Origin of the sequence: Psychrobacter sp. PL19 (assembly GCF_017875835.1) — a bacterium.
Lineage (GTDB): Bacteria > Pseudomonadota > Gammaproteobacteria > Pseudomonadales > Moraxellaceae > Psychrobacter.
Genome location: NZ_JAGING010000001.1, coordinates 547,558 through 571,035, shown reverse-complemented (window position 1 = coordinate 571,035; position 23,478 = coordinate 547,558). Strand labels below are relative to the sequence as shown.

At 42.8% G+C, this 23,478-nt stretch carries 19 protein-coding genes and 1 pseudogene; 7 read left to right on the top strand and 13 right to left on the bottom strand.

Going from position 1 to position 23,478, the window contains the following annotated elements:
- Positions 1 to 213: 213 nt before the first annotated feature.
- Complete coding sequence (locus tag H4W00_RS02295; protein ID WP_209956020.1) at positions 214 to 813, bottom strand: YigZ family protein; 600 nt, start codon at positions 811 to 813, stop codon at positions 214 to 216.
- A 233-nt stretch (positions 814 to 1,046) separates the two neighbouring features.
- Between H4W00_RS02295 and H4W00_RS02290 the strand changes: the two genes are divergently transcribed.
- Positions 1,047 to 1,751 (top strand): pseudouridine synthase, encoded by a 705-nt coding sequence (locus tag H4W00_RS02290; protein WP_209956017.1) that lies wholly within the window; start codon positions 1,047 to 1,049, stop codon positions 1,749 to 1,751.
- Positions 1,752 to 2,142: 391 nt separating this feature from the next.
- Complete coding sequence (locus tag H4W00_RS02285) at positions 2,143 to 3,216, top strand: thioredoxin fold domain-containing protein (protein ID WP_209956015.1); 1,074 nt, start codon at positions 2,143 to 2,145, stop codon at positions 3,214 to 3,216.
- 45 nt (positions 3,217 to 3,261) lie between these two features.
- Here the strand turns inward: H4W00_RS02285 and H4W00_RS02280 are convergent, their stop codons facing one another.
- The gene (locus H4W00_RS02280) at positions 3,262 to 4,314 is read right to left on the bottom strand and encodes a homocysteine S-methyltransferase family protein (protein WP_442966423.1); all 1,053 of its coding nucleotides are present in this window, start codon (positions 4,312 to 4,314) and stop codon (positions 3,262 to 3,264) included.
- Positions 4,315 to 4,353: 39 nt separating this feature from the next.
- Complete coding sequence (locus H4W00_RS02275; protein ID WP_209956014.1) at positions 4,354 to 5,013, bottom strand: DUF2939 domain-containing protein; 660 nt, start codon at positions 5,011 to 5,013, stop codon at positions 4,354 to 4,356.
- Positions 5,014 to 5,528: 515 nt separating this feature from the next.
- On the opposite strand from H4W00_RS02275, the gene dnaJ reads away from it, so the two are divergent.
- The 3 genes from dnaJ to H4W00_RS02260 all read left to right on the top strand — a co-directional run bounded on the left by dnaJ (position 5,529) and on the right by H4W00_RS02260 (position 8,829).
- Complete coding sequence (dnaJ, locus tag H4W00_RS02270; RefSeq protein ID WP_209956011.1) at positions 5,529 to 6,659, top strand: molecular chaperone DnaJ; 1,131 nt, start codon at positions 5,529 to 5,531, stop codon at positions 6,657 to 6,659.
- Positions 6,660 to 7,015: 356 nt separating this feature from the next.
- Complete coding sequence (dapB, locus tag H4W00_RS02265) at positions 7,016 to 7,858, top strand: 4-hydroxy-tetrahydrodipicolinate reductase (RefSeq protein WP_209956009.1); 843 nt, start codon at positions 7,016 to 7,018, stop codon at positions 7,856 to 7,858.
- A 47-nt stretch (positions 7,859 to 7,905) separates the two neighbouring features.
- Positions 7,906 to 8,829 carry a hypothetical protein gene (locus H4W00_RS02260; protein ID WP_334684849.1) on the top strand — a complete coding sequence of 308 codons (924 nt, stop codon included), beginning with the start codon at positions 7,906 to 7,908 and terminating at the stop codon, positions 8,827 to 8,829.
- A gap of 89 nt (positions 8,830 to 8,918) precedes the next feature.
- Here the strand turns inward: H4W00_RS02260 and H4W00_RS02255 are convergent, their stop codons facing one another.
- The 9 genes and pseudogenes from H4W00_RS02255 to erpA form a co-directional block, all read right to left on the bottom strand.
- Positions 8,919 to 10,094 (bottom strand): type III PLP-dependent enzyme, encoded by a 1,176-nt coding sequence (locus tag H4W00_RS02255; RefSeq protein WP_209958836.1) that lies wholly within the window; start codon positions 10,092 to 10,094, stop codon positions 8,919 to 8,921.
- 172 nt (positions 10,095 to 10,266) lie between these two features.
- Positions 10,267 to 10,827 (bottom strand): peptide deformylase, encoded by a 561-nt coding sequence (def, locus tag H4W00_RS02250; protein WP_209956007.1) that lies wholly within the window; start codon positions 10,825 to 10,827, stop codon positions 10,267 to 10,269.
- Positions 10,828 to 11,243: 416 nt separating this feature from the next.
- Entirely contained in the window at positions 11,244 to 11,498 is a 255-nt protein-coding gene (locus H4W00_RS02245) for a GlsB/YeaQ/YmgE family stress response membrane protein (protein ID WP_209956004.1), read from the bottom strand.
- Between the two features lie 328 nt (positions 11,499 to 11,826).
- The gene (locus H4W00_RS02240; protein WP_209956002.1) at positions 11,827 to 13,395 is read right to left on the bottom strand and encodes a Mur ligase domain-containing protein; all 1,569 of its coding nucleotides are present in this window, start codon (positions 13,393 to 13,395) and stop codon (positions 11,827 to 11,829) included.
- A 379-nt stretch (positions 13,396 to 13,774) separates the two neighbouring features.
- A complete protein-coding gene (locus H4W00_RS02235; RefSeq protein WP_209955999.1) occupies positions 13,775 to 14,416 on the bottom strand; it encodes a copper resistance protein NlpE N-terminal domain-containing protein in 642 nt (213 codons plus the stop codon).
- A gap of 554 nt (positions 14,417 to 14,970) precedes the next feature.
- Positions 14,971 to 15,498, bottom strand: a complete 528-nt coding sequence (locus tag H4W00_RS02230; protein WP_209958834.1) for a disulfide bond formation protein B — start codon at positions 15,496 to 15,498, stop codon at positions 14,971 to 14,973.
- A gap of 151 nt (positions 15,499 to 15,649) precedes the next feature.
- Positions 15,650 to 17,236, bottom strand: coding sequence for a glutamate--cysteine ligase (gshA, locus tag H4W00_RS02225; RefSeq protein WP_334684848.1), 1,587 nt, complete (start codon positions 17,234 to 17,236; stop codon positions 15,650 to 15,652).
- Positions 17,237 to 17,823: 587 nt separating this feature from the next.
- Positions 17,824 to 18,200, bottom strand: a pseudogene (locus tag H4W00_RS02220) (roadblock/LC7 domain-containing protein).
- A gap of 55 nt (positions 18,201 to 18,255) precedes the next feature.
- Positions 18,256 to 18,636 carry an iron-sulfur cluster insertion protein ErpA gene (gene erpA / locus H4W00_RS02215; protein WP_327192664.1) on the bottom strand — a complete coding sequence of 127 codons (381 nt, stop codon included), beginning with the start codon at positions 18,634 to 18,636 and terminating at the stop codon, positions 18,256 to 18,258.
- A gap of 494 nt (positions 18,637 to 19,130) precedes the next feature.
- Here erpA and H4W00_RS02210 point away from each other — a divergent pair, with 494 nt between their 5' ends.
- On the top strand, positions 19,131 to 21,203 hold the full coding sequence (locus H4W00_RS02210; RefSeq protein ID WP_209955996.1) for an ABC-F family ATP-binding cassette domain-containing protein: 2,073 nt from the start codon (positions 19,131 to 19,133) through the stop codon (positions 21,201 to 21,203).
- Between the two features lie 87 nt (positions 21,204 to 21,290).
- On the opposite strand, the gene H4W00_RS02205 is transcribed toward H4W00_RS02210, so the two are convergent.
- Positions 21,291 to 21,653, bottom strand: a complete 363-nt coding sequence (locus H4W00_RS02205) for a septal ring lytic transglycosylase RlpA family protein (RefSeq protein WP_209955994.1) — start codon at positions 21,651 to 21,653, stop codon at positions 21,291 to 21,293.
- Between the two features lie 748 nt (positions 21,654 to 22,401).
- Here H4W00_RS02205 and H4W00_RS02200 point away from each other — a divergent pair.
- On the top strand, positions 22,402 to 23,409 hold the full coding sequence (locus H4W00_RS02200; RefSeq protein ID WP_209955991.1) for a DnaJ C-terminal domain-containing protein: 1,008 nt from the start codon (positions 22,402 to 22,404) through the stop codon (positions 23,407 to 23,409).
- The last annotated feature ends 69 nt before the right edge of the window (positions 23,410 to 23,478 follow it).

Genomic DNA, 23,478 nt, shown 5'->3' with positions numbered 1-23,478 from the left:
TTGATTAAGAAAAAAGGGTAATAGTACATTTTTTATTTAATAGAATTGCTGTATTTTCAAACATTAAGTTTCACGTGAAACAAGTAATATATTTTAACTAAAGTATTAAAAGTAACTATCATACTCAGCTATGAGCAGGGTTCCAATATTTTTAAGTGAACCGTTCAGTGAACAGACATATACTCAGAAGATGAGTTATTATTAACAATTTGATTAGCCGTCGTCATGTAAAACCTTACCTGCCATCGCCAGCTCTATCTTTAGCGCTTCAATATCGCCCTCAGCAATGGTAACGGTTAATAGCACACCCTCACTATAAGCGACGTCATCAATACTGCCGTTTAAGCTGTCGACCACATAGCGGCATTGTGCTTCAGTGGCAAACTCAGCTTGTATCTGTACTTGAGCGATTGCCACATAAGGGCTTAATATCATTTCATCGACTGTGGCTTGCGCAGAGCCGGCATAGGCGCGCGTCAGACCACCTGCTCCCAGTTTAATTCCGCCAAAATAACGCACGACTATAATGATAATATTACCAATAGCTTTGTGCTGTAGGACATTTAATATCGGTCGTCCTGCTGTACCACTCGGCTCACCATCATCATCAAAGCCAGCGCTAGTAGTATTATTGGGGTCACCAATAATATAAGCCCAGCAATAGTGGCGGGCATCAGTGTATTGCTCGCGCAGCTGTTCCACGTGAAACATAGCTTGCTCACGTGAATTTACTGGATAGGCATAAGCGATGAATTCAGACTTTTTAATTTCAAGACGGGCGTTCACCGTACGTTGTAACGTTTGATAGCTCATATTTAATTTAGGGTCTAGGTTGGATATGCTAAACTTGCACTATTATCACTGCTGTCCATATTTGGTGCAGTGTTCATTTCATTTCCCACTATAGACTAAACCAAATAGTTTCGATACCAGCAAGCCAAGTGTAGATAGTAGCTGGCTTATTAAAGCAGCTACATCAAGCAAGGATCATGCCGTAGCGGATTTATGTGGGTTTAACTATATAGCAACTGATGGTAGCAAATAGCATGCGTTTAGATAAATTTATTAGTAAAGCCACCGAGCTGTCACGTAAAGAATCCAAAAAAATTCTGCACGCCGGTGAAGTCACGGTCAATGATAAGATGACTAAAGATGTTGGCTTGCACGTTGATATCGTCAATGATGACATTCTTTGGGCAGGCGAGCCATTATCGGTTGCTGCCGGTAATCGTTATATCTTATTGCATAAACCTGAAGGTTTTGAATGCACGCTTAAAGTTAAAGAGCATCCTATCGTGACTGAGCTCATTGCAGTACCAGAGATTGGCAGCTTACGTATTGCCGGACGGCTCGATGTCGATACCACGGGCGCACTGCTTATTAGTGATGACGGTAAATGGTTGCACCGCGTTACCAGTCCTAAGCGTGAGCATGCCAAAGTTTATGAGCTGACACTAGCCGAACCCATGGACAGCGCTGCCCAAGAAAATGCAGTAGAAGAAGTTGCTTACGGTATTTTATTAGATGGTGATTATGAAGATACCAAACCCGCCACTCTTGAATTCATTGATGAGACTCATGCTCGCTTGACCTTAGAGCAAGGCAAATACCATCAAGTCAAACGCATGATGGGCTATTTTGGCAATAGAGTGACTGAGCTACATCGTGCCAGTGTCGGCCATATTAATTTAGAAGGTCTGGAAAAAGGCGACAGTCGCTTTTTGACTGAAGAAGAAGTCGCCCAGTTTTAAGATTGGGTGGTTGTTAAGCGTCATCACAACACCTTTTATCATAAAACCTTTTATCACAAAATCTATCACTACAAAAAAGCCATCGGTAGCAGCGACTTAATAAAGTCAGCTGTTTATTGATGTTGCCTGTTTCTGTTGCCCGTCTCTTAAAGCTAGGTAGCAATTTTGCAAAATTAGCCGCCAAGTCCTTATCATGCTCTTATAAAAACCTGCCAATGTGCTACAGTCAGTCGATCTTTTTTAATCTACTTCTTTATATAATATAATTTAAGTTTATTAAATACTACTATGAAGTTATATGTTAGTTTTAAATTAGATTAATGGTATCAGCCTAGTGTTTTTAAAATTAGATTAGTCGACAACCTTGTATAGACTTGATAGGACAATCTCTGTGAAATTAACTATATCGAAACCTGCCAGTCTTATCGTTGCTATGCTATTGGCAACTACTGCTTGCGCCCAGCCGTCAGCTACCACGCCCACTAGCAGTAACGATGCTAGTAAAACTAACATTAGGCCAAGTGCTCAACCAGCTGGCAAGGTAAGCGCGGCTATTGACAGCCGGCTACGCCAAGTATTAAAGCAAGCAGGGATTAAAACTCAGATAAGGTCTATCGTGCTATCGAACTTGCCTAATTTGTATCAAATCAACATCGCCGAACAGCCACCATTACATATGACGGCTGATGGTAAATATGTCATTCAAGGCGAACTGCAACAAAATCCGAGTAAGCGTCCAGTGACCGAGATTCCAGTGCGTAGCAGCAGTGCGCAAGTAGGGACTCTCGTTAATCCCACAACTAAAGCTAGTATGCTGGCCAATATGGGTGCACTCAAAAATATGAGTACCAAGACGCCATTCTTTTATACCGCAGTGCCAGGGGTAATCTGGGGCGCAACGCTTGAAGGAGTACCGTTCTTAGTGTCTGATGATGCCCAGTACATAACTGACGGTGAAATCTCGGTAATTGAAAACGGTCAGTTTACGGGACTGGACGAGAACTTTGAAAAGCGCAAAAACCAATCGGTATTTAGTACACTTGATCAGGCACAGTTGATTACCTACCCAGCGACTACAGCTGAAAAAGCAGTGATATACGTAGCAACCGATGTCAATTGCCCTTATTGTCGTATGTTGCATAAAAAACTAGAGCTATTGAATAAGAAAGGGGTAACCATCAAGACCATTGGTTATCCTATTTATGAACAGTCGCCTGAGCAAATGCGTGGTATCTGGTGTCAAGCTGATGATGCCAGTCGCCGGAGCGCTTTGGATAAAGCGATGTTGACCGGTGAAATGACTCCGGCACCGGCAAGTTGTCGCGTGGATCATGTTGCGCCCAACCGCGAAAAAGCGGCTGGACTTGCTATATTTGCTACCCCTGCGATTTATCGTGAGGATGGGGTTTTGTTCCAAGCAAGCTTTGAGAGTGCAGAATTCTTAGAATTTTTGGGAGTAGAATAAACCACTACCTAAATAAAGTGCTAAAGTCACAAACTCAAAAAGACCTCATTGCTTATCAGCCATGTGCTGCGAGAGTCGTTCAATATGCTCGACACCAATACCACAGCAACCACCAATGATATTTGCACCAGAGGCTTGCCAGAGTGTTGCCCAGGTCAAGTAATGCTCAGGAGTAGTGTCTTTACGTATGTGGCGCAGTTGTGCATTGGCTTGTTTGTGGATTTGTTTTGGGACAAAAGCATTGGCATAGACGCCCAGCTGCATGGGATATGACGCTTGGTTGATAATCGCCTTCGCAACTTGCAATGCTGAATTCATGACCTCAGGTTGACTACAGTTAAATAATACGGCATCGACATTCAATGCCATCATAGCCTGTACTGCCTCGGCTACTGATTCACCAGAGCGTAGCATAGGTGGGCTCGTGGCTTGATCGGTTCTGTCAATGCCATCAATGCCATCAGTGGTGCTATCTAGTTGACTGTCGTCTAGCGTAAACGCGATCCAAATGGGTTTCTGTGGGGTTTGTTTTTGAGTAGCTGTGAACTCAGTAATTAATTTATGCCAGGTTAACGCCTCAACGATGCTGCTCTGAGTCTCCACCAGCCATATATCCACATAGTCTACCTGTGCTGATAATAACGGACGCGCGATAGCAGGGGCTTGCTTGGCATCGAACAAGTCGGGTCGGTAAGAGCCAAACAGTGGGGGCAAACAGCCGGCGATTTGTACGGCTACTGGATTATTAGGCTTTTTGCTTGCTTGCTTCTTGCTTACTTGTACGGCTTCGAATGCGAGCTTCGCTGCCGTTTCTATGAGCTGCTCACCTTCAGCAAAAAATCGATCTCCTAGATGATAAGGGGTTACCGCATAGCTATTGACGGTGATAACCGTGGCACCAGATTTTATGTAGTCTAGGTGGATATCACGAACACTAGCTGGTGCTAGACTCAATGACAGTGCTGACCATTCAGGTTGGCGAAAGGGGGCACCGCGTCGCTCAAGCTCACGTCCCATCCCACCATCTAATATAGTCGTTGGCGCTGGCGCATCAGACTGAGCGCTCATCACCTTAGGCGTTGTTTGAGTGTGCATCATAAGCTCACTTATAAAATAGACCAAAAGATACGCCCTACATTAAGGCAGAATAATATCAATGATTTTCCAATCAATTAATCCATCACGTGCCATCATCACAGTGAGCGGATAACCTTTGACCTGACCACTAATGGTAAAGCAATTAATACCGCAGTAACTTAATGTTGGCCGGTCACTATCTGTCCCTCGGGCGACTTGCTGCGCCAACTCGGTAGACTGCTTTTTCATGATTTGTTGCATTTGGTTGTTAACCACTGCATTGACATCACCGCGCTGGACAATTAGATCTTGAATAAGGTTCTTGAGATCGACCTGATTGCTGGCAATAGCCCAGGCTGCGGCCAGCTCTTTGGTAGCGCTATTGGCTTGACCCTGAGTCGTGATTAATTTTTCTATATTTTGCGGCGTGATAGTACCATTTACTGCCTGTGTAATAAAGTTATTTGCTGCTTGCTTAAGTGGCTGACCGCCAAGCTCAGCAACCAGTGGGTATAACGTCAGGGTATTGGCGAACTTACTGGTCAGTTGGGTTTGTACGCTAGGTCGCACTTGTTCATAGTCAATTGCAGCAGCGATGGTAGCACCGTCTTTGGCATCGTAGGCATTTTTAAGCTGGTAAGCACTATAATAAGGTGAGCCGGCATATATTGTTATTGCGATAATCACCAACAATATGAGCAATGCTTTTAGATTTTTCATAGCTATCGATACCTTTACTGTGTTTGTCCAGCGTGATTATTGCGATCATTGAATTAGATTTAGGGCGACAAATATTAGCATGAGTCAGCAGTATAAAGGTATGAAAATATATAGGTTTGTGATGGTTGTTCAAGCTTACTGACGCTATAACTAGTCTGGTATTTATTATGAATAGTTGATAATTATATTAAGCGACTTTATGTATTTTTAATCATAAATTTTAGCAGTGATGTTAGCGTAAGTAGAGGCGTTATTAATTTCCCTTCTTGATGGCTTGATAAATCAGCCTATCATCTCCATTAATAGCGCAAACTTTTAATAATTGATTTGGTTAAACAGCATTCCGCCGTATTCGCTAGTAACGTCCAGTCACTTTGTATCTCTTTACGCTATTATCGCTGTGTTTCATGTGAAACAGTCGTAAGCGATTATTTATAAAAAGATCAATAGGATAGTTGACGACAGGATCAATAGACCTAGCAGCCGGTGGCACTGTGATGACGAGAGGAGAGCCCATGAGTAAGCGTGATTTTTATGAGATATTAGGGGTCAGCAAAGCAGCAGATAGTAAAGAGATCAAGCGATCTTATCGTAAGCTGGCGATGAAATACCATCCAGATCGTAATTCTGATGATCCTGATGCCGAAGATAAATTTAAAGAAGCTTCCATGGCTTATGAAGTGCTCAGTGATACTGATAAGCGCTCAGCCTATGATCGTATGGGCCATGCTGCCTTTGAAAATAATATGGGTGGTGGCGGCGGCGGTGCTGGCGGCGGTAACTTCCAAGATATATTTGGTGATATTTTTGGCAACTTCGGCGATGTCTTTGGTCAATCACGTGGTGGTGGCGGACGTTCACGTCGTGGCTCTGACTTACGCTATGTCATTGAGCTCACTCTTGAAGAAGCCGTTCGTGGCTGTAAAAAAGAAATCAGCTTCACCGCGCCAGCACCTTGTGGCACCTGTGATGGTAAAGGGGCAAAAAATGCCTCGGATGTGGTCACTTGCCAGATGTGTCGTGGTCAAGGCCAAGTCCGTATACAACAAGGTTTTTTCCAAGTACAGCAAGCATGTCCTCAGTGCGGCGGTTCTGGTAAGCAAATCAAAAATCCTTGCCCAGACTGTCACGGTAATGGCGTCAAAGATAAGTCTCGTAACTTAGAAGTCGCTATTCCATCTGGCGTCGACGATGGCGATCGTGTGCGCTTATCAGGCGAAGGCGAGGCCGGTGGGGCAGGAATCCAAAACGGCGACTTATATGTCGAAGTACGAGTCAAGCCGCATAATGTCTTTACTCGTCAAGGTGCCGATCTTTATATGGACGTGCCCGTAAGTATCACTGATGCGGCACTCGGTAAAGAAGTCGAAATCCCGACCTTGGATGGCAAAGTAAAAATAAAAGTTGCAGAAGGCACTCAAAGTGGCAAGTTGCTACGTGTCCGCAGTAAAGGTGTGACTCCGGTACGCACCACTATGAAAGGCGATATGATCTGCCGAGTGGTGATCGAGACTCCAGTGAACCTTAACCGTGAGCAAAAAGACTTATTGCGTCAGTTCCAAGATACCCTAGATGATGACAGCCATCATCAGCAGTCGCCCCATAAAAAGTCATTCTTTAAAAAGTTTGGTGAACTGTTCGATTAATAGCGTTGGTTAATAGCATTGATTATTAGCAGTAAGCTTTATTAAGTAAATCATTATTTTAAGCCCATAAGTTTCACGTGAAACTTATGGGCTTTTTTATGGCTGTCCACAAGGCACCAAAATCAATTCATGCTATGATATTCAGAGCATTTATCAACCGCTGTAGTTAATACCAAATAAAATATATATGCTAATAATCATATGTGGCTGACATTTTTTTCTTACTTACAGTAAGGCTTTGCCACTCCAGAGGCTGTAATAATTTTTCTCAACCTCACTATATCTGTTTCAAAGTAAGCCGGCCGTACCTCCTGACAAAATCAGATTACTAATAATAAAGGTTTTAGGATAACAACATGACTCAACAAGTAGATAATAAAATTGCTAAGCAAAATATAAATATTGGTATTATCGGTGCCGGCGGACGTATGGGGCGCATGCTCATTGAAGCAGTACAGGACAATCCGCAGACCACATTAAGCGCCGCTATTGAGCGTCAAGGTTCAAGCCTTGTTGGAGCCGACGCTGGTGAAGTTGCTGCCATAGGGCTTTTAAACGTAAAAATAGTCGATGATTTAGCCGCAGTGATTAATGACATTGATGTGCTGGTTGATTTTAGCTTACCTGCTGCCACTGAGCAAAACATGAAAATCTGTGCTGACCATAAGGTGGCCATGGTCATCGGTACTACTGGCTTTAATGAGCAGCAAGAACGAGTCTTAGCCGCAGTAAGCAAGCAAATTGCCATCGTTTATGCGGGCAACTACTCTACTGGCGTCAACTTATCTTTAAAGCTGTTAGAGATGGCTGCCAAAGCTTTTGGTACTGATGCTGATGTTGAAATTATTGAAGCCCATCATAAGCATAAAATTGACGCGCCATCTGGTACTGCCTATATGATGGCCGAAGCTGTGGCACAGGCGCGTGGTCAGAATCTAAAAGATGTGGTGGTATATGGCCGCGAAGGGCAGACGGGCGAACGCGAAACAGGTACCATTGGCATTCACGCGATTCGTGGCGGCGAGATTATCGGTGATCATACGGTAATGTTCATCGCTGATGGAGAGGTAGTAGAAATTACCCATCGAGCACGGGCGCGTATGACCTTTGCCGCTGGTGCCATACGTGCCACTACATGGGTAGTCCAGCAAGCAGTTGGACAGTATAATATGCAAGATGTACTAGGGTTGAATGAATAATGCTCAAGCGAGAATAGGTTTGGGGTATGAATAACAAGGAGCTGCGCATGGATACAAGTAGGAATAAAGTGATGTTTCTTGTTAGTGACGTTGCTTACTACGTGCGGCAGATGATACTTGCTCTAAGCCTAGTAGGGTTACCTTTGACAGTTCAAGCAGTTAGTTCTAATTACCAAACTTACGTCATCCATACTTATGGTGGTGACGCGCTACTACCCGCCGTCCGCCAACAGCTTGGCTCCAGTCGTGATGGCGGCACGGTTACAACCTATCAAGATAAATTGGTGCTAAACACTACCGCCACTAATTATCGAGCGGTACAACAATTACTCACTCAAATTGACGGTCAACCGCAAGCGCTAATTGTGTCCATAAAAGTAGGTAATAGCAGCAGCTCCCAAGATAATATTCAGCAAGGTCGCGTGATTATCAGTAACCAAGGTATTCAAGGCACCGGGATTATTAATCAAAGTAATAGCCAACAGCAAAATAATAGCTTATATCAAGTGCAGACCTTGTCCGGAAGTGCTGCAAGTATCAGTACTGGGACGCTATGGTCATTGTCTAAAAATTATAGTACTAACTATTATTCATCATCTAATCGCCCGTCAGGACAAATTGTTATTCAGCAGCAAGTATTATTGCCAACCACGCAAGGCATTCAAGTCAAACCACGATTACTACTTAATGGACAAGTTGAAGTCAGCTTATCGCAAGTCGAAGAAGCGCTAGTAACATCTAATTCGTCTTATAATCGAAACCACTACAATAATAATAGTTATCCTAATAATGGTTATTCTAATAGTGCCATTAAAGGCCAATACTTAAATAGCACTATTATCGTACCACGCGGACAGTGGGTTAGTATTGGGCAGGTATCGCAGAGTACACAAAATAAAAGCTCAAATTATAGTGGTAATAATACTAGAGTCAGTAATAATAGCTCGCCGATTTGGCTTTTGGTACAGTAGCTCATTTTAATCAAAATATTTAAGACATAAAAAACGCGGTACTGTTGATAGCAGTACCGCGTTTTTTGTTCATTGAGATTTATTAAAGGTTAATCAACATAAACCACTTCTAACGGCGGAAAGCCATTAAACTCAACGGAAGAGTAAGAGTTGGTATAGGCGCCAGTAGTGAGCCAATATATTTTATCACCAATCTCTAGCTCTTCGGGCAGTTGATAACCCGCTTCTTCATACATAATATCAGCCGAGTCACAGGTCGGGCCTGCCAGCACTACCGTTCCTTTATTGGTTGAGGTTTCCATCTTTGGTGTATAGATTGGGTATTTGATCGCCTCACCTAAGGTTTCAATCAACCCTTGGAATAGCCCTACATCGGTGTAGACCCAGCGGATCAAATCCGTATTCGACTTACGTGAGATCAACACCACATCACTGACTAATACGCCTGAACCGCCAACCAATGAACGCCCGGGCTCAAGAATAATCTCTGGCATATTATCGTCGTCATAGTCTTCAGTTAAGTAACGTTTTATTTCTTCTGCATAGACCTGCACTGGATTGACTTCACTGATATAGTTGGCTGGAAAACCACCACCTAGGTTAATCATTTTTAGCTTGATGTCTTCTTCATGAATCATCCAATCAAACATATATTTGACCTTAGCCAACGCATCATCCCATGCAGCCACATCTCTTTGCTGACTGCCAACATGGAAGGAGATGCCATAAGGCACTAAGCCCAAATCGCGTGCTTGAACCAGCAAGTCAATTGCCATATTAGGGTGACAACCAAACTTGCGCGACAGTGGCCACTCTGCAGTATCTGAACCCTCTACTAAAATACGGACAAATATGTTGGAGCCTGGCGCATATTTAGCGATATTTTTTAAATCAGCTTCTGAGTCAGTGGCATACAGACGCACACCTTTTTCGTAAGAATATTCAACATCTCTGGCTTTTTTAATAGTATTGCCATAAGAAATACGTGAGGCATCAACGCCGCAATCGAGTACTCGATCTAGCTCGTAAACGGACGCACAGTCAAAGCTTGACCCTAGCTCAGCGAGTACGTTAATCACCTCAACCGCAGGACTGGCTTTCATCGCATAATGAATCTTAGCATCAGGAAAAAACCCTACCATTTCATGATATTTGGTCGCGATACGGCTGAGGTCAACGACCAAAAAAGGCGTGTTACGACCTTCGGAAGCTTGAGTAAATTTCTGCCAGCCGGCAGGGTCAAAATATTGGTCAATTTTGATCATGGTCATGGTAAAAAACCTTTAATAAAGACAATAAAGTATTTGAACAATAAAAAATATCCAAGCAGTGAGCCGAGATAATAAAGTGAATAACAGCAACTACAGGTAGCTCTGATGGCAGGTAACGCTTATTGGCTAGTCTTAAAATTCAACCATAACGCTAGAAATAACAAGGTTAAACGCTAGTAGTTTGTGACTCTTGAGCCGCTTGTTTTTCGTCCTGCTCCTGCTTTTCACGTATTTTAAGTACTTTACGAACTTTATCCCGGGCTCGAGTTTGTTTGAGATGCGATAGGTAATCTACAAAAATAACCCCATTCAAGTGATCCATCTCATGTTGAATACATACGGCTAGTAGCCCTTCTACTTCTTTATCAATACTTTGACCCTCTTGGTCTAAAGCTTCGATACGCACTTTAGTGGGGCGTTGAACTTTATCGTAGACATCAGGCACGGACAAACATCCCTCTTCATAAGGCTGTTTCTCTTCTACCAATGGCGTAATTTTTGGGTTGATAAATACCATCGGCTCATCTTTGTCTTCAGATAAATCCATAACAATAAGCTGAATATGTCGATCAACTTGGCTGGCAGCAAGCCCAATACCTTGCGCATCGTACATAGTCTCAATCATATTAGTGATTAAGGTTTTAATTTCCGCAGTAATCTCTTTTACGGGCGTGGCAATCGTACGCAGGCGCGGATCAGGGTAGTTCAAAATAGGGAGTAATGCCATACGGCTCACCTTAATAATACGGATCAAATAGGTCTGTTATTATAGGATAAATGGGGGCAAAAGTAACATTTATCAATACACATCAAGAATATTCACGGCGAAATCAGACCTAGCAAGATAATTAGTCGTAAATTAAATAACAATAGATCACATTAACCCTAAATAATTTAAGCAAAAAATTACTCATACATAGTCAATGAAAAGTAATATCAATACATAACCTACTGCTGGCATAAGTTTTTCTTGCTTGCTATGGCTACGCAGACAGAGGCTGCAAAAAGCCTATACCAGCAGTACCGTCGCGTTTCTAAGGTATTTTAACTGTATCTGTCGATAAATTAAAAAGACAATAAAAAAAGACCTTACTTAAGGTCTTTTCGCTACTAGATCTGTGATTGGTGTTTTATAAAGCTCAGTTATGCGCGGCGCTTGCTCATTATCATTTCGTATAGGAACAGTAAAATGATTGCGCCAATGACTGAGAAGATCAGACTGGTAAAGCCACCATCGGCATTGATACCAATAAGCCCAGCAATAAAGCCACCTAGCATTGCGCCTACAATACCCAGTACAATAGTCATAATCCAGCCCATTGGGTCAGACCCGGGTTTGATAGCTCGTGCTAATAGGCCGGCAACCAAACCTACGATAATCATCCAAATAAAGCCCATTATTTCTCTCCTAATTTATAGTAATTAATTTTATTGTAGTTAATAGGGTCTTGCTAATGTTGATGACTTAATGTTGATGACTACAGTGTAATCACTTGTTGCACTTAAAAGTAAGCGCAAAATGTTACCAGTGTAGGGGCTATGTGAGAAAATCTGCTTATTTGCTATTGTTAAGTCAGGTTAGGTAAATGGAAGGTTAAAAGATTACCCTAGGCGCCGTCGCATGTTGCACCTATAACAGTAGATGACCAAGCACTGGACATAAAAATAGCGTAGCTTGTACACGGCGTATGATTAGACTACTGGTATTGTTAATATCATTGGGTAATTAGAGCTGGCGCAAGGCTGTTAATAAGCGCTCATGGATTCCCTCAAAGTCACCATTGGACATAATGATGATCGCATCGCCCGCTTGAGCATGCGTGATGACGTGCTCAATAATCGCGTCGACGCTACGAATCACTTGCTGAGTGCCATGGTGCTCATCGTCCATTTGGGCACGATCAATGATGTCTTTTAGACCCCATTTTAGGTCAGCAGGTTCATACCATAGTGTATGGTCTGCTAATGTTGCCGATTGCGCCAAACTGTCCTGATGAATACCCATCTTCATCGTGTTGCTACGGGGCTCAATAATGGCCCAAATTCTTCTGCCAGACAGTTTCTTTTTAGCACCATCTAAAGTGGTAGTAATAGCCGTGGGGTGATGAGCAAAGTCATCAAAAACTAAAATGTCATTAATATTACCGATCAATTCCATCCGGCGCTTGATGCCAGCAAATGCTGACAAGGCTGCGCAGGCAGTAGTGACATTTACGCCAATATCATAAGCAGCAGCGACCGCCACTAAGGCATTATTGACGTTATGAATACCACTCATCGACCAGTTTACAATAGCGGTCGTTTCGGTATCGGCTGTCATACTTTCCGCAAAGCTTACTTTAAATTGGCTGCCATCTTGGTTAATAAGTTCGGCCTGCCAGCTGCTGTTGATTGCGGCACTATCTTCTTGCTGGTCATGCAGCTGATTATCAAGTGACTGACCATTAATATCTTGTTCACTATCGGACTGCTTATCAATGATGGCAGTACGCCAAATCGGCGTCCAAACGCCCTTAGCCAGCGTCTCTTCTAGACTAATAGTCGCTGCAGGCATGATGATTTTGCCCGTACTTGGAATCATGCGCACCATATGGTGAAACTGAGTTTGAATGGCATTTAGGTCCGCAAAGATATCAGCATGATCAAATTCAAGGTTGTTTAGAATCGCAGTACGTGGCCGATAATGAACGAACTTTGAACGCTTATCAAAAAAAGCAGAGTCGTACTCATCGGCTTCGATGACAAAATAGCCAGGTTTCGGCTGTGCTGTGGTCTCGTTCTCGCTATTGTTTGTCCCACTGGTACTATCGTCTGCGCCCAAATAACTGCTATGAGCAAATACCTGTTGCAAGTGTTCATCAGGGGTGTTCACTAACGGCACGCCGCCAATCAAAAACCCAGCATCGATACCTGCATAATGAAGTATCCAGGCGAGCATAGTGGTGGTGGTGGTTTTACCATGAGTACCCGCAACCGCTAACACATGACGGGACTGCAAGACTTGTTCAGATAAAAATTGTGGTCCTGAGGTGTAGCGAAGACCCGTGTCTAGCATGTATTCAACCACTTCCATGCCACGTTTCATAGCATTACCGACCACTACCAAATCCGGCGCTGGCTGCAGATGCTGTACCAGGTAGCCTTCTGCAATAGTAATTCCAGCATGCTCAAGTTGGGTGGACATCGGCGGATAGATGTTGGTGTCTGAGCCGGTCACCGTATGGCCAAGTGTTCTCGCTAGCAAGGCTAATGAGCCCATAAAAGTACCACAAATACCAAGAATATGAATATGCATAGACGTTCCGTGCCAGCTTAAATAAAAAAATGTAGAGTCATACCATCAAAAGGGTGCGGTATCAAAGCCCCACTCAGCCTTTGCATACCGTCCTAAAAACAGCAGTTAGTAGACGGTACATCATTGACGATAAACGAATGCTTATTGTAAAGTAAACCCCATTAGATGACCAATAAAAAACGCCTAACAAGTAGGCGTCATTCAGCTCGTAAAATCTAATTATCCAATCACGTTATTACAACAGACTATGATTTTTACGAGTATTAGGTGTCATCTTTCATAGAGATCGTCTATCTGAAGGATACTGATAACAGGTGATTGATAACAAGCGACTTATAACAAGCGACTTATAACAGGAAAAATTCATTGACGCAAAAGGCTATTTACGCGACAGAGTATAGTCCGCATTGGGTTGTTGGTCTTGATCCAGCATTACTAAATGATTCTCTTGAATACGATAAGTCTCGATAACCTTGGTTTCATAGATAATGGTAATCGTATCGTCATCTTGGCGATAAATACCGGACTCAATTAAGGGCACTTTAGGGGGTGTTGGATTGTTGTAGATAGTGGTCTTTAACACTGAGCTATCAGCAAATAAATTTAGGGTGATATCAATATTATCACAAAAGGAGCAAGGCAATATACCGCCATAATCTCCCATCAAGGTTGCCTGTAGAGCGCTGTTATTACGCGTTCCTGAGAACATTGGTGGCCCACTATCATCTGACCTAGTAGCTGCAATGAGCGATTGACTGTCATCTATGTCGTTTATTGCATTGTTTGAATTAGCCTTGCTACTATCAGTATCTTGCGAGGTTTCTGCTGAATTCTGACGGTCAGTATTCTGCGCACTCTTGATAGGTGAAGCTTGCGAGTTACTGCTGTTAGCAGCAGGCCTAGTAGATGATGGACTGTCACAGCCAATCAGCAGCATGGAAATAGGCAGCACTAAAAATAGCCGTCTAAAGCGTTTTATGACAACAGTAGTAGTAGAGAACCTAAGCGAAGAACATATCATGATCATACCAATAACAAACCAACATTCTTTAAGTAATAGCTATAAAAGTTATAGCAGTCATTTATTATTCACAACTCAACCTATTAATAGCGTTTAGAGTATTAAATGCATGAGATAAGTCTAAACATGGATAAGTCCTATAAACTGTTCTAAGATAACAAAGGTTGTAGATGCTTATGTGGACTTTTTGTTGTGGATGTAATTAGGAGTAATTCAAAATAAGGCCTGTGGTAATTATGAAATAGATATAAATATGATAATGGTAAGACTCATCAGTCTGAATGGTTAGGGAGGCTTAGCAATAGGGTTTAACAAGAGGCGTGTGATGGCAAGACAGTGTGATAGATAGTGTGATAAATAGTGTGATAAATAGTGTGATAAATAGTGTGATAAATAGTGTGACGGGACCCTTACACACTATTTTTAATGACTGGTTTTAATGACTGGCCCTTACTCAATGACTTCCATTAAGTGATCTGGGACTAAGAAAGGGCAGGATAGGTATTAAAGGACAATAGTGACATATAGGACTAGCCATCAACTAAGCGTGATGCCTAGGTAGGGCGAGTCGATATGGCAGGTCGAAAGATACGCCATAATACCAGGATCTGAATAACTAATAAAAAACTAAAAAAGATTAATGACTGTTCAGGGATACTCAATCCCAAAAATCGCCAATCAACTGACGCACACTCGCCAGAGCCAGCTAATACCTCGTTCAGTACTTGCTGCATCGGTAGGGTATCTAGCCAATAATCTAGACCGGGTCCACACGACGGCACTTGATCAGCCGGTAAATGTTGTAGCCAGACATGGCGTGCCGCCACCGCAGTAGCCCAAGCAATACCTGCTAGACTTCCTAGCCATAACAACAGCTTAATAATCATCGATTTTGGGTTAAGTAGAGCCGCGAATAAGGCAAAGCCACCCATTATCATCAGCCCGATCCGCTGAAAAATACACAGTGGGCAAGGTGAAAAGCCCATATAACGTTGCAAAAGAAATACAGCAAAGCTCATGCCTATCACGGTCATCAATACCAAAAACACTTGTAAATTACGATAAGTGGTCAGTTGTAGCATGGAGTAAGCACTCTTATTAGGTGTCAATTCGGACATCGTATTTGGTTGGTTTGGCGACAAACTAAGGTGTTAAAAGCTCAGAACCTGTGCGTTCTGAACGTTTATATTCTCTATACAAGGGCTTACTTTTAATATTTTCCATTAATATTGACTAACGATATTGCTGTATGTACTCCATAAAGTCTTCAGTTTCGGCTTCTTCAATTTCAGCTTGCTGTAATATCGATTTTTCGGCTAGGACTTCGTATTTAGCTTGGGTGTTTGGACTTAGGGTCTGCTGCAGTAAAGACTCACGATGCTGATGCGCTAGGGTAAAGCCCAGTTTCCACAAGCTACCCAAACGCTCACTATCAGCATTCACTTGTGCTGATATGGTTGACTCAGAATGGCCGGCTTTGCCTTGCATTAGCGTTACAGCGGCACGGTAGTCGTTGCCACCATAGTGCGCATCAAGTAGTGCGGCTAATGGACGCATGTTACTTAAGTGCTTTAGCATCCAACTCTCTAGTGATTGCTCGGTGCCATTATTAACGATGTGTAAACCATTGCGGCGACCTTCATTGACCACACGCTCAAGGTTAATCGCTAGCTCTTCCTCTTCCTCAGGCATGAGCTCAGGTGAGTCATTTAGTAGACAATACAAAGCCATTACCTCTAAGAAACAGGCGCTAGAGAGACGAATACCAATATCACTATAAGGATCTAAGTCAATAGCTCGGAATTCAACATAGGCGATACCACGGCGTTCGAGCGCCTCGGTTGGAGTCTCGCCACGTGCGGCAATTTGTTTGGGGCGAATGGGACTATAGTATTCGTTTTCTATTTGTAGAACATGATTATTAATTTGAATAGGATTGCCATCTGCATCATTTAAGCCAAGTTTTTCAAAGCCTTCATGGGGCGTTTGGATAGCGCGGCGCAGACCATCGACATACTCTGGCAGGTTGTTATAGCGGATATCGAGATGCTCTTGTACACTATTGGTGTAGCCAAGTTTGCCCATACGTAGGCTAGTCGCGGTAGGCTTATAATAGGTGGATTCATTGAGCCGTTCTAAGTCATGCTCGCGTCCTGCCAAAAAGCAAGGACAAACGCTTGGGCTGGCACCCAGTAAATACAGTATCAAGCTGGTCAGACGTTTAAAGTTACGAATTAAACCTAAGTATTTATCGTTTTTAAATTCTGTTAGCGACTGCAACTTGGTATTAGGATCAATAACCCCTGCTTGGGCTTGCCACTCAGTAAATAGAGTGTCCCCAAATGATAAGTTATAATGCAGACCGGCGATCGTCTGCATGCGGCGACCATAACGTATGCCAAGACCGCTACGATAAAGGGTTTTTAGTTTGCCAGTATTCGAGCTGCCATAATCTGCTAGCGGAATATCGGCATCATCAGCTGAGAGCATGCATGGCATTGACAGTGGCCACATCAGCTCGTCTTCAGGTAATGCCCGATAAACCAAAACATGGAGTTGACGTAGCATAACTAGGGTTTCTTTAGGCGTGCTTCTAGGATCAGTAATCAACTCAAGCAAGCTTTCTGAATAGTCAGTGGTAATAAACGGATGGGTCAATTTTGACCCAAGCTTTGCAGGATGAGGGGTCTGGGTCAAATAACCATCAGATTTGACACGCAGACCTTCTTTTTCGATGCCGCGTAGCATTCCTTCTAGATGTTGACTGTCAAACCAGCTGGGGATTTCAAAATTGGCAAAGGTAGGGGCAAAATTACTCATAATACTCATCTATTGTTATTCATTATGGCAGAGCGAGAACCGGCTGGTATTTGCTCAAAATTTGAGAGGTCTAATCACGTCAGTTTAGACCAAAGTTGGTTTAAAAACTACGTGTAATTACAAAACCAGTAAGCTTTGCTTGTAGCGACTTTGTGGTATTTGCCTCATTAGCTGGCGCTATATTATCACGAAGACTATATAGTCAATGAAAAGTAATATCGATACATAACCTACTGCTGGCATACGTTTTTCTTGCTTGCTGTGCCTACGCAGACAGAGGCTGCAAAAAGCGTATACCAGCAGTACCGTCGCGTTTTTAAGGTATTTTAACTATAGCGGTAATTTTATGGTCACAGTATTGTTATTTGTGGCAATTTTCTAGTATTGATACCGATATAGTGCTTATACCGAGCTACTAATATTAACAAAAGTTATCAAGCTACAAAACAAGAAAAGCATCAACCCATGAGGGCGATGCTTTAGAGGTTTGCAATCAAGCTATACTGACACCATTATTGATATCACGATATGTATGACGACTGGTATTAATAGATCATGCATCTATAAGTCGCCTCTGACAAGCCTGCTTATGAGAAATCAAGTTCAGTCTCAAAGCCTTTCAATTGATAACGGGCCATTGCTAGTGATAACGGACCATTGCTAGATTGGATTTTTGGCGATCAAGCACTAGATATAAAAACAAGTTAGCATTACGCGCTAATGGCCGTAGCAGGTGATATTGACTGCTTAGAGTGATTAAAATGTCTTCGATGTTTTCATCAACACCCAATACATTAGCCACTTTACGCTTGGCGTGGATAACGTCAGTGTTACTGGAAGCCGCGAGCTCAAGGTCAACATCGGTACCTAATATTGCAAGGGTTAAACCGGTTTCACTATCAACTAATGCCGCTGCAATAAAGCCGTCTATATCGTTTAATGCCTCTAATGGCAATTTAGCCATATTACCTTAACTATGAATAGATCAAGAAACATAAATATTAAAGATAAAATCCAGCTTAGATAGAGAACGACGAACCACAACCACAGGTAGTGGTGGCATTGGGGTTGGTCACCACAAATCGTGCCCCTTCTAACCCTTCGGTGTAATCAACGGTAGAGCCTTGTAGATATTGATAGCTTAAAGAGTCAATCACTAAGGTGACGTCACCATTATCAAAATTGGCATCGTCTTCATTCAGATCATTGGCAAAGTTAAAACCATAAGAGAAGCCTGAACAGCCGCCACCGGTGACATAAACGCGCAGCATAAGGTTACTATCACCTTCTTCTTCACGCAACCGACGTACTTTTTGAGCGGCACTATCGGTGAGGCTTAAGATGGTGGGATCCACAGGCTGGTTGGTAGTTGGACTATACTGGTTGGTTGCTGCGTTCATATTTACCTCAGTTGCTAAAATCAAATAATGTCGTTGTCCTTATTTATTAATAGGTATAGGCGTTGCTTAGCAATACTTGCTTATTAATAATAGGACGTAGCACCGTTGTTTTGATTGGGTTGATCATGGTGGCAAAGTAATTAGGCCAAAGCGAAGGCTGCTGGCGCTTAACTGCCTGATGTCAATAGTGTTATAACAGTATACCATAATTGGGGTCGCGATAAGTTTGTCAAGAGTGATAGCAGCGGTTGTCAAAAGAAAAGCTTAGTTTATTAAAAAAGCGCTGTTTGCTGCTCATAAAAGCTTAGTTTATCGATATTAAACGCTTAAAGATGAAATACTTATTTAATTGTTTGCCTATCTAGTAGGCGTTTGAAATAATAGCCGCCAGTTGGTACACCATTAGTGTGCTGTGCCTATGAACTTGTTGTTGTTAAATATACATTTTACAAAATATTTTACTTTCTACAAAACTTTTGAGATGAAAAAACCCTATGATCGAATTTAAAGACGTTGGTGTTCGCCGTGATGGTCGTGAATTATTTTCCGGTGCTGGCTTTCAGCTGCATCCGGGCCACAAAGTGGGCTTAACGGGCAATAACGGCACTGGCAAATCTACCCTATTTGCGCTATTACTAACCCGCATGGGCACTGGTGATACTGAGGTGACGCTCGATCGCGGTGAAGTGTCTATCCCGGATGGTTGGCAGGTGGCGCACATGGCGCAGGAAGTGGGCGCGAGTAACCAAACGGCGATTAATTATGTACTTAGTGGTGATGAGCAGTGGTATAAAATTAATGAGGCTTTGAGTGATTTGAGTACGGTCAGTGATGATCAAATTGGGGTGTTACATCAGCAGTTTGATGAAATTGACGGCTATCGCACTCCCACTAAAGCGGCCCAAATCATGGCGGGCTTGGGTTTTAGCACCACGCAACACGAGCTGCCCGTAGACAGTTTTTCGGGTGGTTGGCGTATGCGTTTAAATCTAGCTAAGACCTTGATGAGTCGTGCCGATTTAATGTTACTTGATGAGCCTACTAACCATTTGGACTTGGATGCCATTTTGTGGTTAGAGACTTGGATTAATGCCTTTACCGGTCTGGTTATTGTCATCTCCCATGACCAAACGTTCTTGGACAATACCGTTGGTCATATTTTGCACGTTGAGCAAAAGAAAGTCACCTTATATACCGGTAACTACCAGCAGTTTATCCGTACTCGTCATGAGCGTATGGCGCAGCAGCAGCAAGCGTTTGAGAAGCAAGAAGCGACTAAGGCACATTTAGACGACTTTATTCGTCGTTTCCGCGCCCAAGCCAGTAAGGCCAAGCAAGCGCAAAGCCGTATCAAACAGCTGGAGCGTATGAGTGAGCTGTCACCAATGATGGCGGATAATCCGTTCACTTTCCGTTTCTATAAACCGGCCAATATGAGCTCGCCCTTGATTGAGCTGACCAATGCTGATATTGGTTATACCGACACCCCGCTACTCCATAACGCCAATGTGCAAGTGACCCCTGATACGCGTATTGGTCTACTTGGGATGAATGGTGCGGGTAAATCGACCTTGATTAAAGCACTGGTCGGTGAGCTTGGCGTATTATCTGGTACTTATAGTGTGTCAGATACGCTCAAATTAGGCTACTTTAACCAGCATCAAATGGATGCTTTAGACGCTGTCGCCACCCCGCTAGAGATGATGCGCCGCTTGGCTGGTAAGACATCTGATGCTGAATTGCGTTCATTTTTGGGTGGTTTCGACTTCCGAGGCGACCGTATTGATACTCCAAGTGAGTTATTCTCAGGGGGTGAGCGTGCGCGTTTGACCTTGGCTTTGATTGTTTGGCAACGTCCAAACGTTTTAGTGCTTGATGAGCCTACCAACCATTTAGACTTACAAATGCGCCAAGCATTGACTATGGCATTACAAGGTTTTGAAGGCGCAGTGGTGCTGGTTTCGCATGATCGTGAATTGATTGCCAACGTCTGTGATGAGCTGTACCTGGTACATGACGGTATCATCGAAGAGTTTGATGGCGACATCAACGACTATGGTAAATGGTTGTCGGATAAACGTAAGGAAGCCAATAGTCCAGACAAAGGCGCTGACAAAAAAGGCAAGAGCAAAAAGGCCAAGAAAAAATTCGTTAATAAAGACGACGTTTCACATGGAACAAATGCCAATACTAGCGGTGCTCAGCTTGATAACTCAAAGCAGGCTAAAAAAAAACTAGCAAATCCTAGTTCAAGTGTAAGCACGACTGCATCGTCATCGCTCACCAAAGAAGAGCAGCGCAAACTGGCCGCTGAGCAGCGCAAGCTTACTGCGCCTGTTCGCCGCGAGATTGAAGATACAGAAAAAGCGTTGGCGAAAATTGACGATAAGCTGGCAAGTCTAGAGGTTAAGCTTGGCGATACCGATCTTTATGAAGACAGCCGTAAGTCGGATCTACTAAAATTACTCAATGAGCAAGCAGCGTTACAGCAGCAGCACAGTGACAATGAAGAGAGCTTACTGCTGGCGATGACGACTTTAGAAGAAATGGAAGCTGAATTTAGCTAAGCAAAAATAGCCATAAATGAGTAAATGAGACATAAAAAGGGGAGAGCGCTAGCTCTCCCCTTTTTATTACATTATGACTCTACTGAGTTATTGTCTACGGTATTTACCATCACCGTAAGATAATATCTTCATACTAGTCGTACAAAGTTGGCAGTTTATTTTACCAGCAGCGGCTTTAGATAAATCAAGAATTCGGCCCCTGATAAAAGGTCCTCTATCCGTAATTTTCACTATCACGCTCTGCTTTGTCTTTTTGTTAGTTACTCGTACCTTCGTACCAAACGGCAGCGTTTTATGCGCGGCGGTCAGAGAATGCATATTGAAGATACTACCACTGGCTGTACGTTTACCATGAAATTTATTGCCATAGTAACTGGTGTTACCAGCAAAAACGGAGGTGCTTAACAGTATTGATAACGTAATAACTAAAGACTTGATTAAATAAGACATTTAATACCTTTTCGTGATTTATAAGATAGACAGATACGCTTGCCTATGTTATCCATACTCCCTATGAGTTTGAATAATATAGTTATTTTACAATAAAAAGCTTGTTATATTCTTACAGTCTTGTAAAAAATACTCAAGGTCAAAGGCTTCTCTAGTGTACACATGCTTGTTTGTATGGGTAGTCTATGAATAATTCTATTCATAATATTTACGTTATTGGTAATTTGCGTTGTCGGTAATACGTATAGTTCTTGTGGCCAAGCTGCTGAGTTGTCTTATACTACTAGTAAGCGTGAAGGTCGCCCAACACTCTCTCAAACTGAACTGACATTGCGACAACAGCTGTCAAAAAATAATGATGCTAGAATTATTGTCAGTCATTATAATAATAGGGCAGTGAATAATGCAGATAGTGTTACAGCTACTGCTGTTGCTTGGTATTATTATTAGTAAGGCACTGCTATAGTCAATGAAAAGTAATATCGATACATAGCCTACTGCTGGCATAAGTTTTTCTTGCTTGCTGTGCCTACGCAGACAGAGGCTGCAAAAAGTTTATACCAGCAGTACCGCCGCGTTTTTAAGGTATTTTAACTATAGCTATCGTTTCAAGCCTCAAATTGAGAACTGTGGTTTAACAGTCAGATAGAACTTAAAAATAGAATTAAAAAAACCTTGTCCACTACTCTGTATTTTAAAATTTGTACGCCACTATAATTAAAAAGCTTCTATTTTGAGGAACCATAACATGGCTGAGAAAAACTATTACGAAATCTTAGGGGTCAAAAAAGACGCCTCAGATGCGGATATCAAAAAAAAATACCGTAAGCTCGTTCGCCAATACCACCCTGATGTCAGCGACGATCCGGACGCCGACAATAAGATTGCCGAGATTAACAATGCTTATGAGACTATCAGAGACCAAGACAAGCGCGCTGAATATGATGCCATGCTCAACAATCCATTTGCTGGTCAGGGTGGCAGCTTCGGTGGCAGCTCTAATGGGCAGGCGGGCAGTGGTGGTCAACGCTGGGAAGATATGAAAGGTCAGTTTGGTGAGGGCGAAGCCTTTGGTGATGGTAGTTTTCGCTTCGACGATATTTTTTCAGCATTTGGTCGCGGGGCACGCGGGCAAAGTGGTGGACAATCGCAGCATGGTGGCTTTGATCAATTCGGTGGTGGGTTCGGCAGTCAAGATAGTAAAGGTCAGGATCAACATGCGGAGATTAATGTCGATCTGGCGTCAGTCTATAATGGCGACGATTATAGTATTAAGTTAAATGTTCCTGTTCGCCAAGCTAATGGCAAGGTCAGCTACGATAATAAAACCCTCAAAATAAAAATTCCCAAAGGCATTACTGAGGGCAAACAAATCCGTTTAACCGGGCAAGGCGCGGCTGGCAGTGGTAGTGGCAAAAATGGTGATTTATTCTTAAAGGTCAAGATTACCTATGCTGACAATATCCGTCTAGAAGGGGCCAATGTTTATCAAACGGTCAATATCACCCCATGGGAAGCGGCGCTTGGTGAGAAAATTAATGTCAGTACCCCAGCGGGTACCCTAGGCGTTAGCATTCCTAAGAACAGCAAATCAGGGAGTAATTTACGCTTAAAAGGCAAAGGTATTCCTGCTAAAGAAGCGGGTGATTTATATTTAACCTTAAATATTGTCAATCCTGAGGTCAATACCGATGCAGCAACCGAGGCTTATGAGCAGTTAAAACAAGCCTTTACTGATAGCAGTATTAGCCGCTAATCAATAGTGTGAGTCAATAGTAGCTGTACTACATAATAGTATTATGAATAGCATTTATTAAGGACGCTG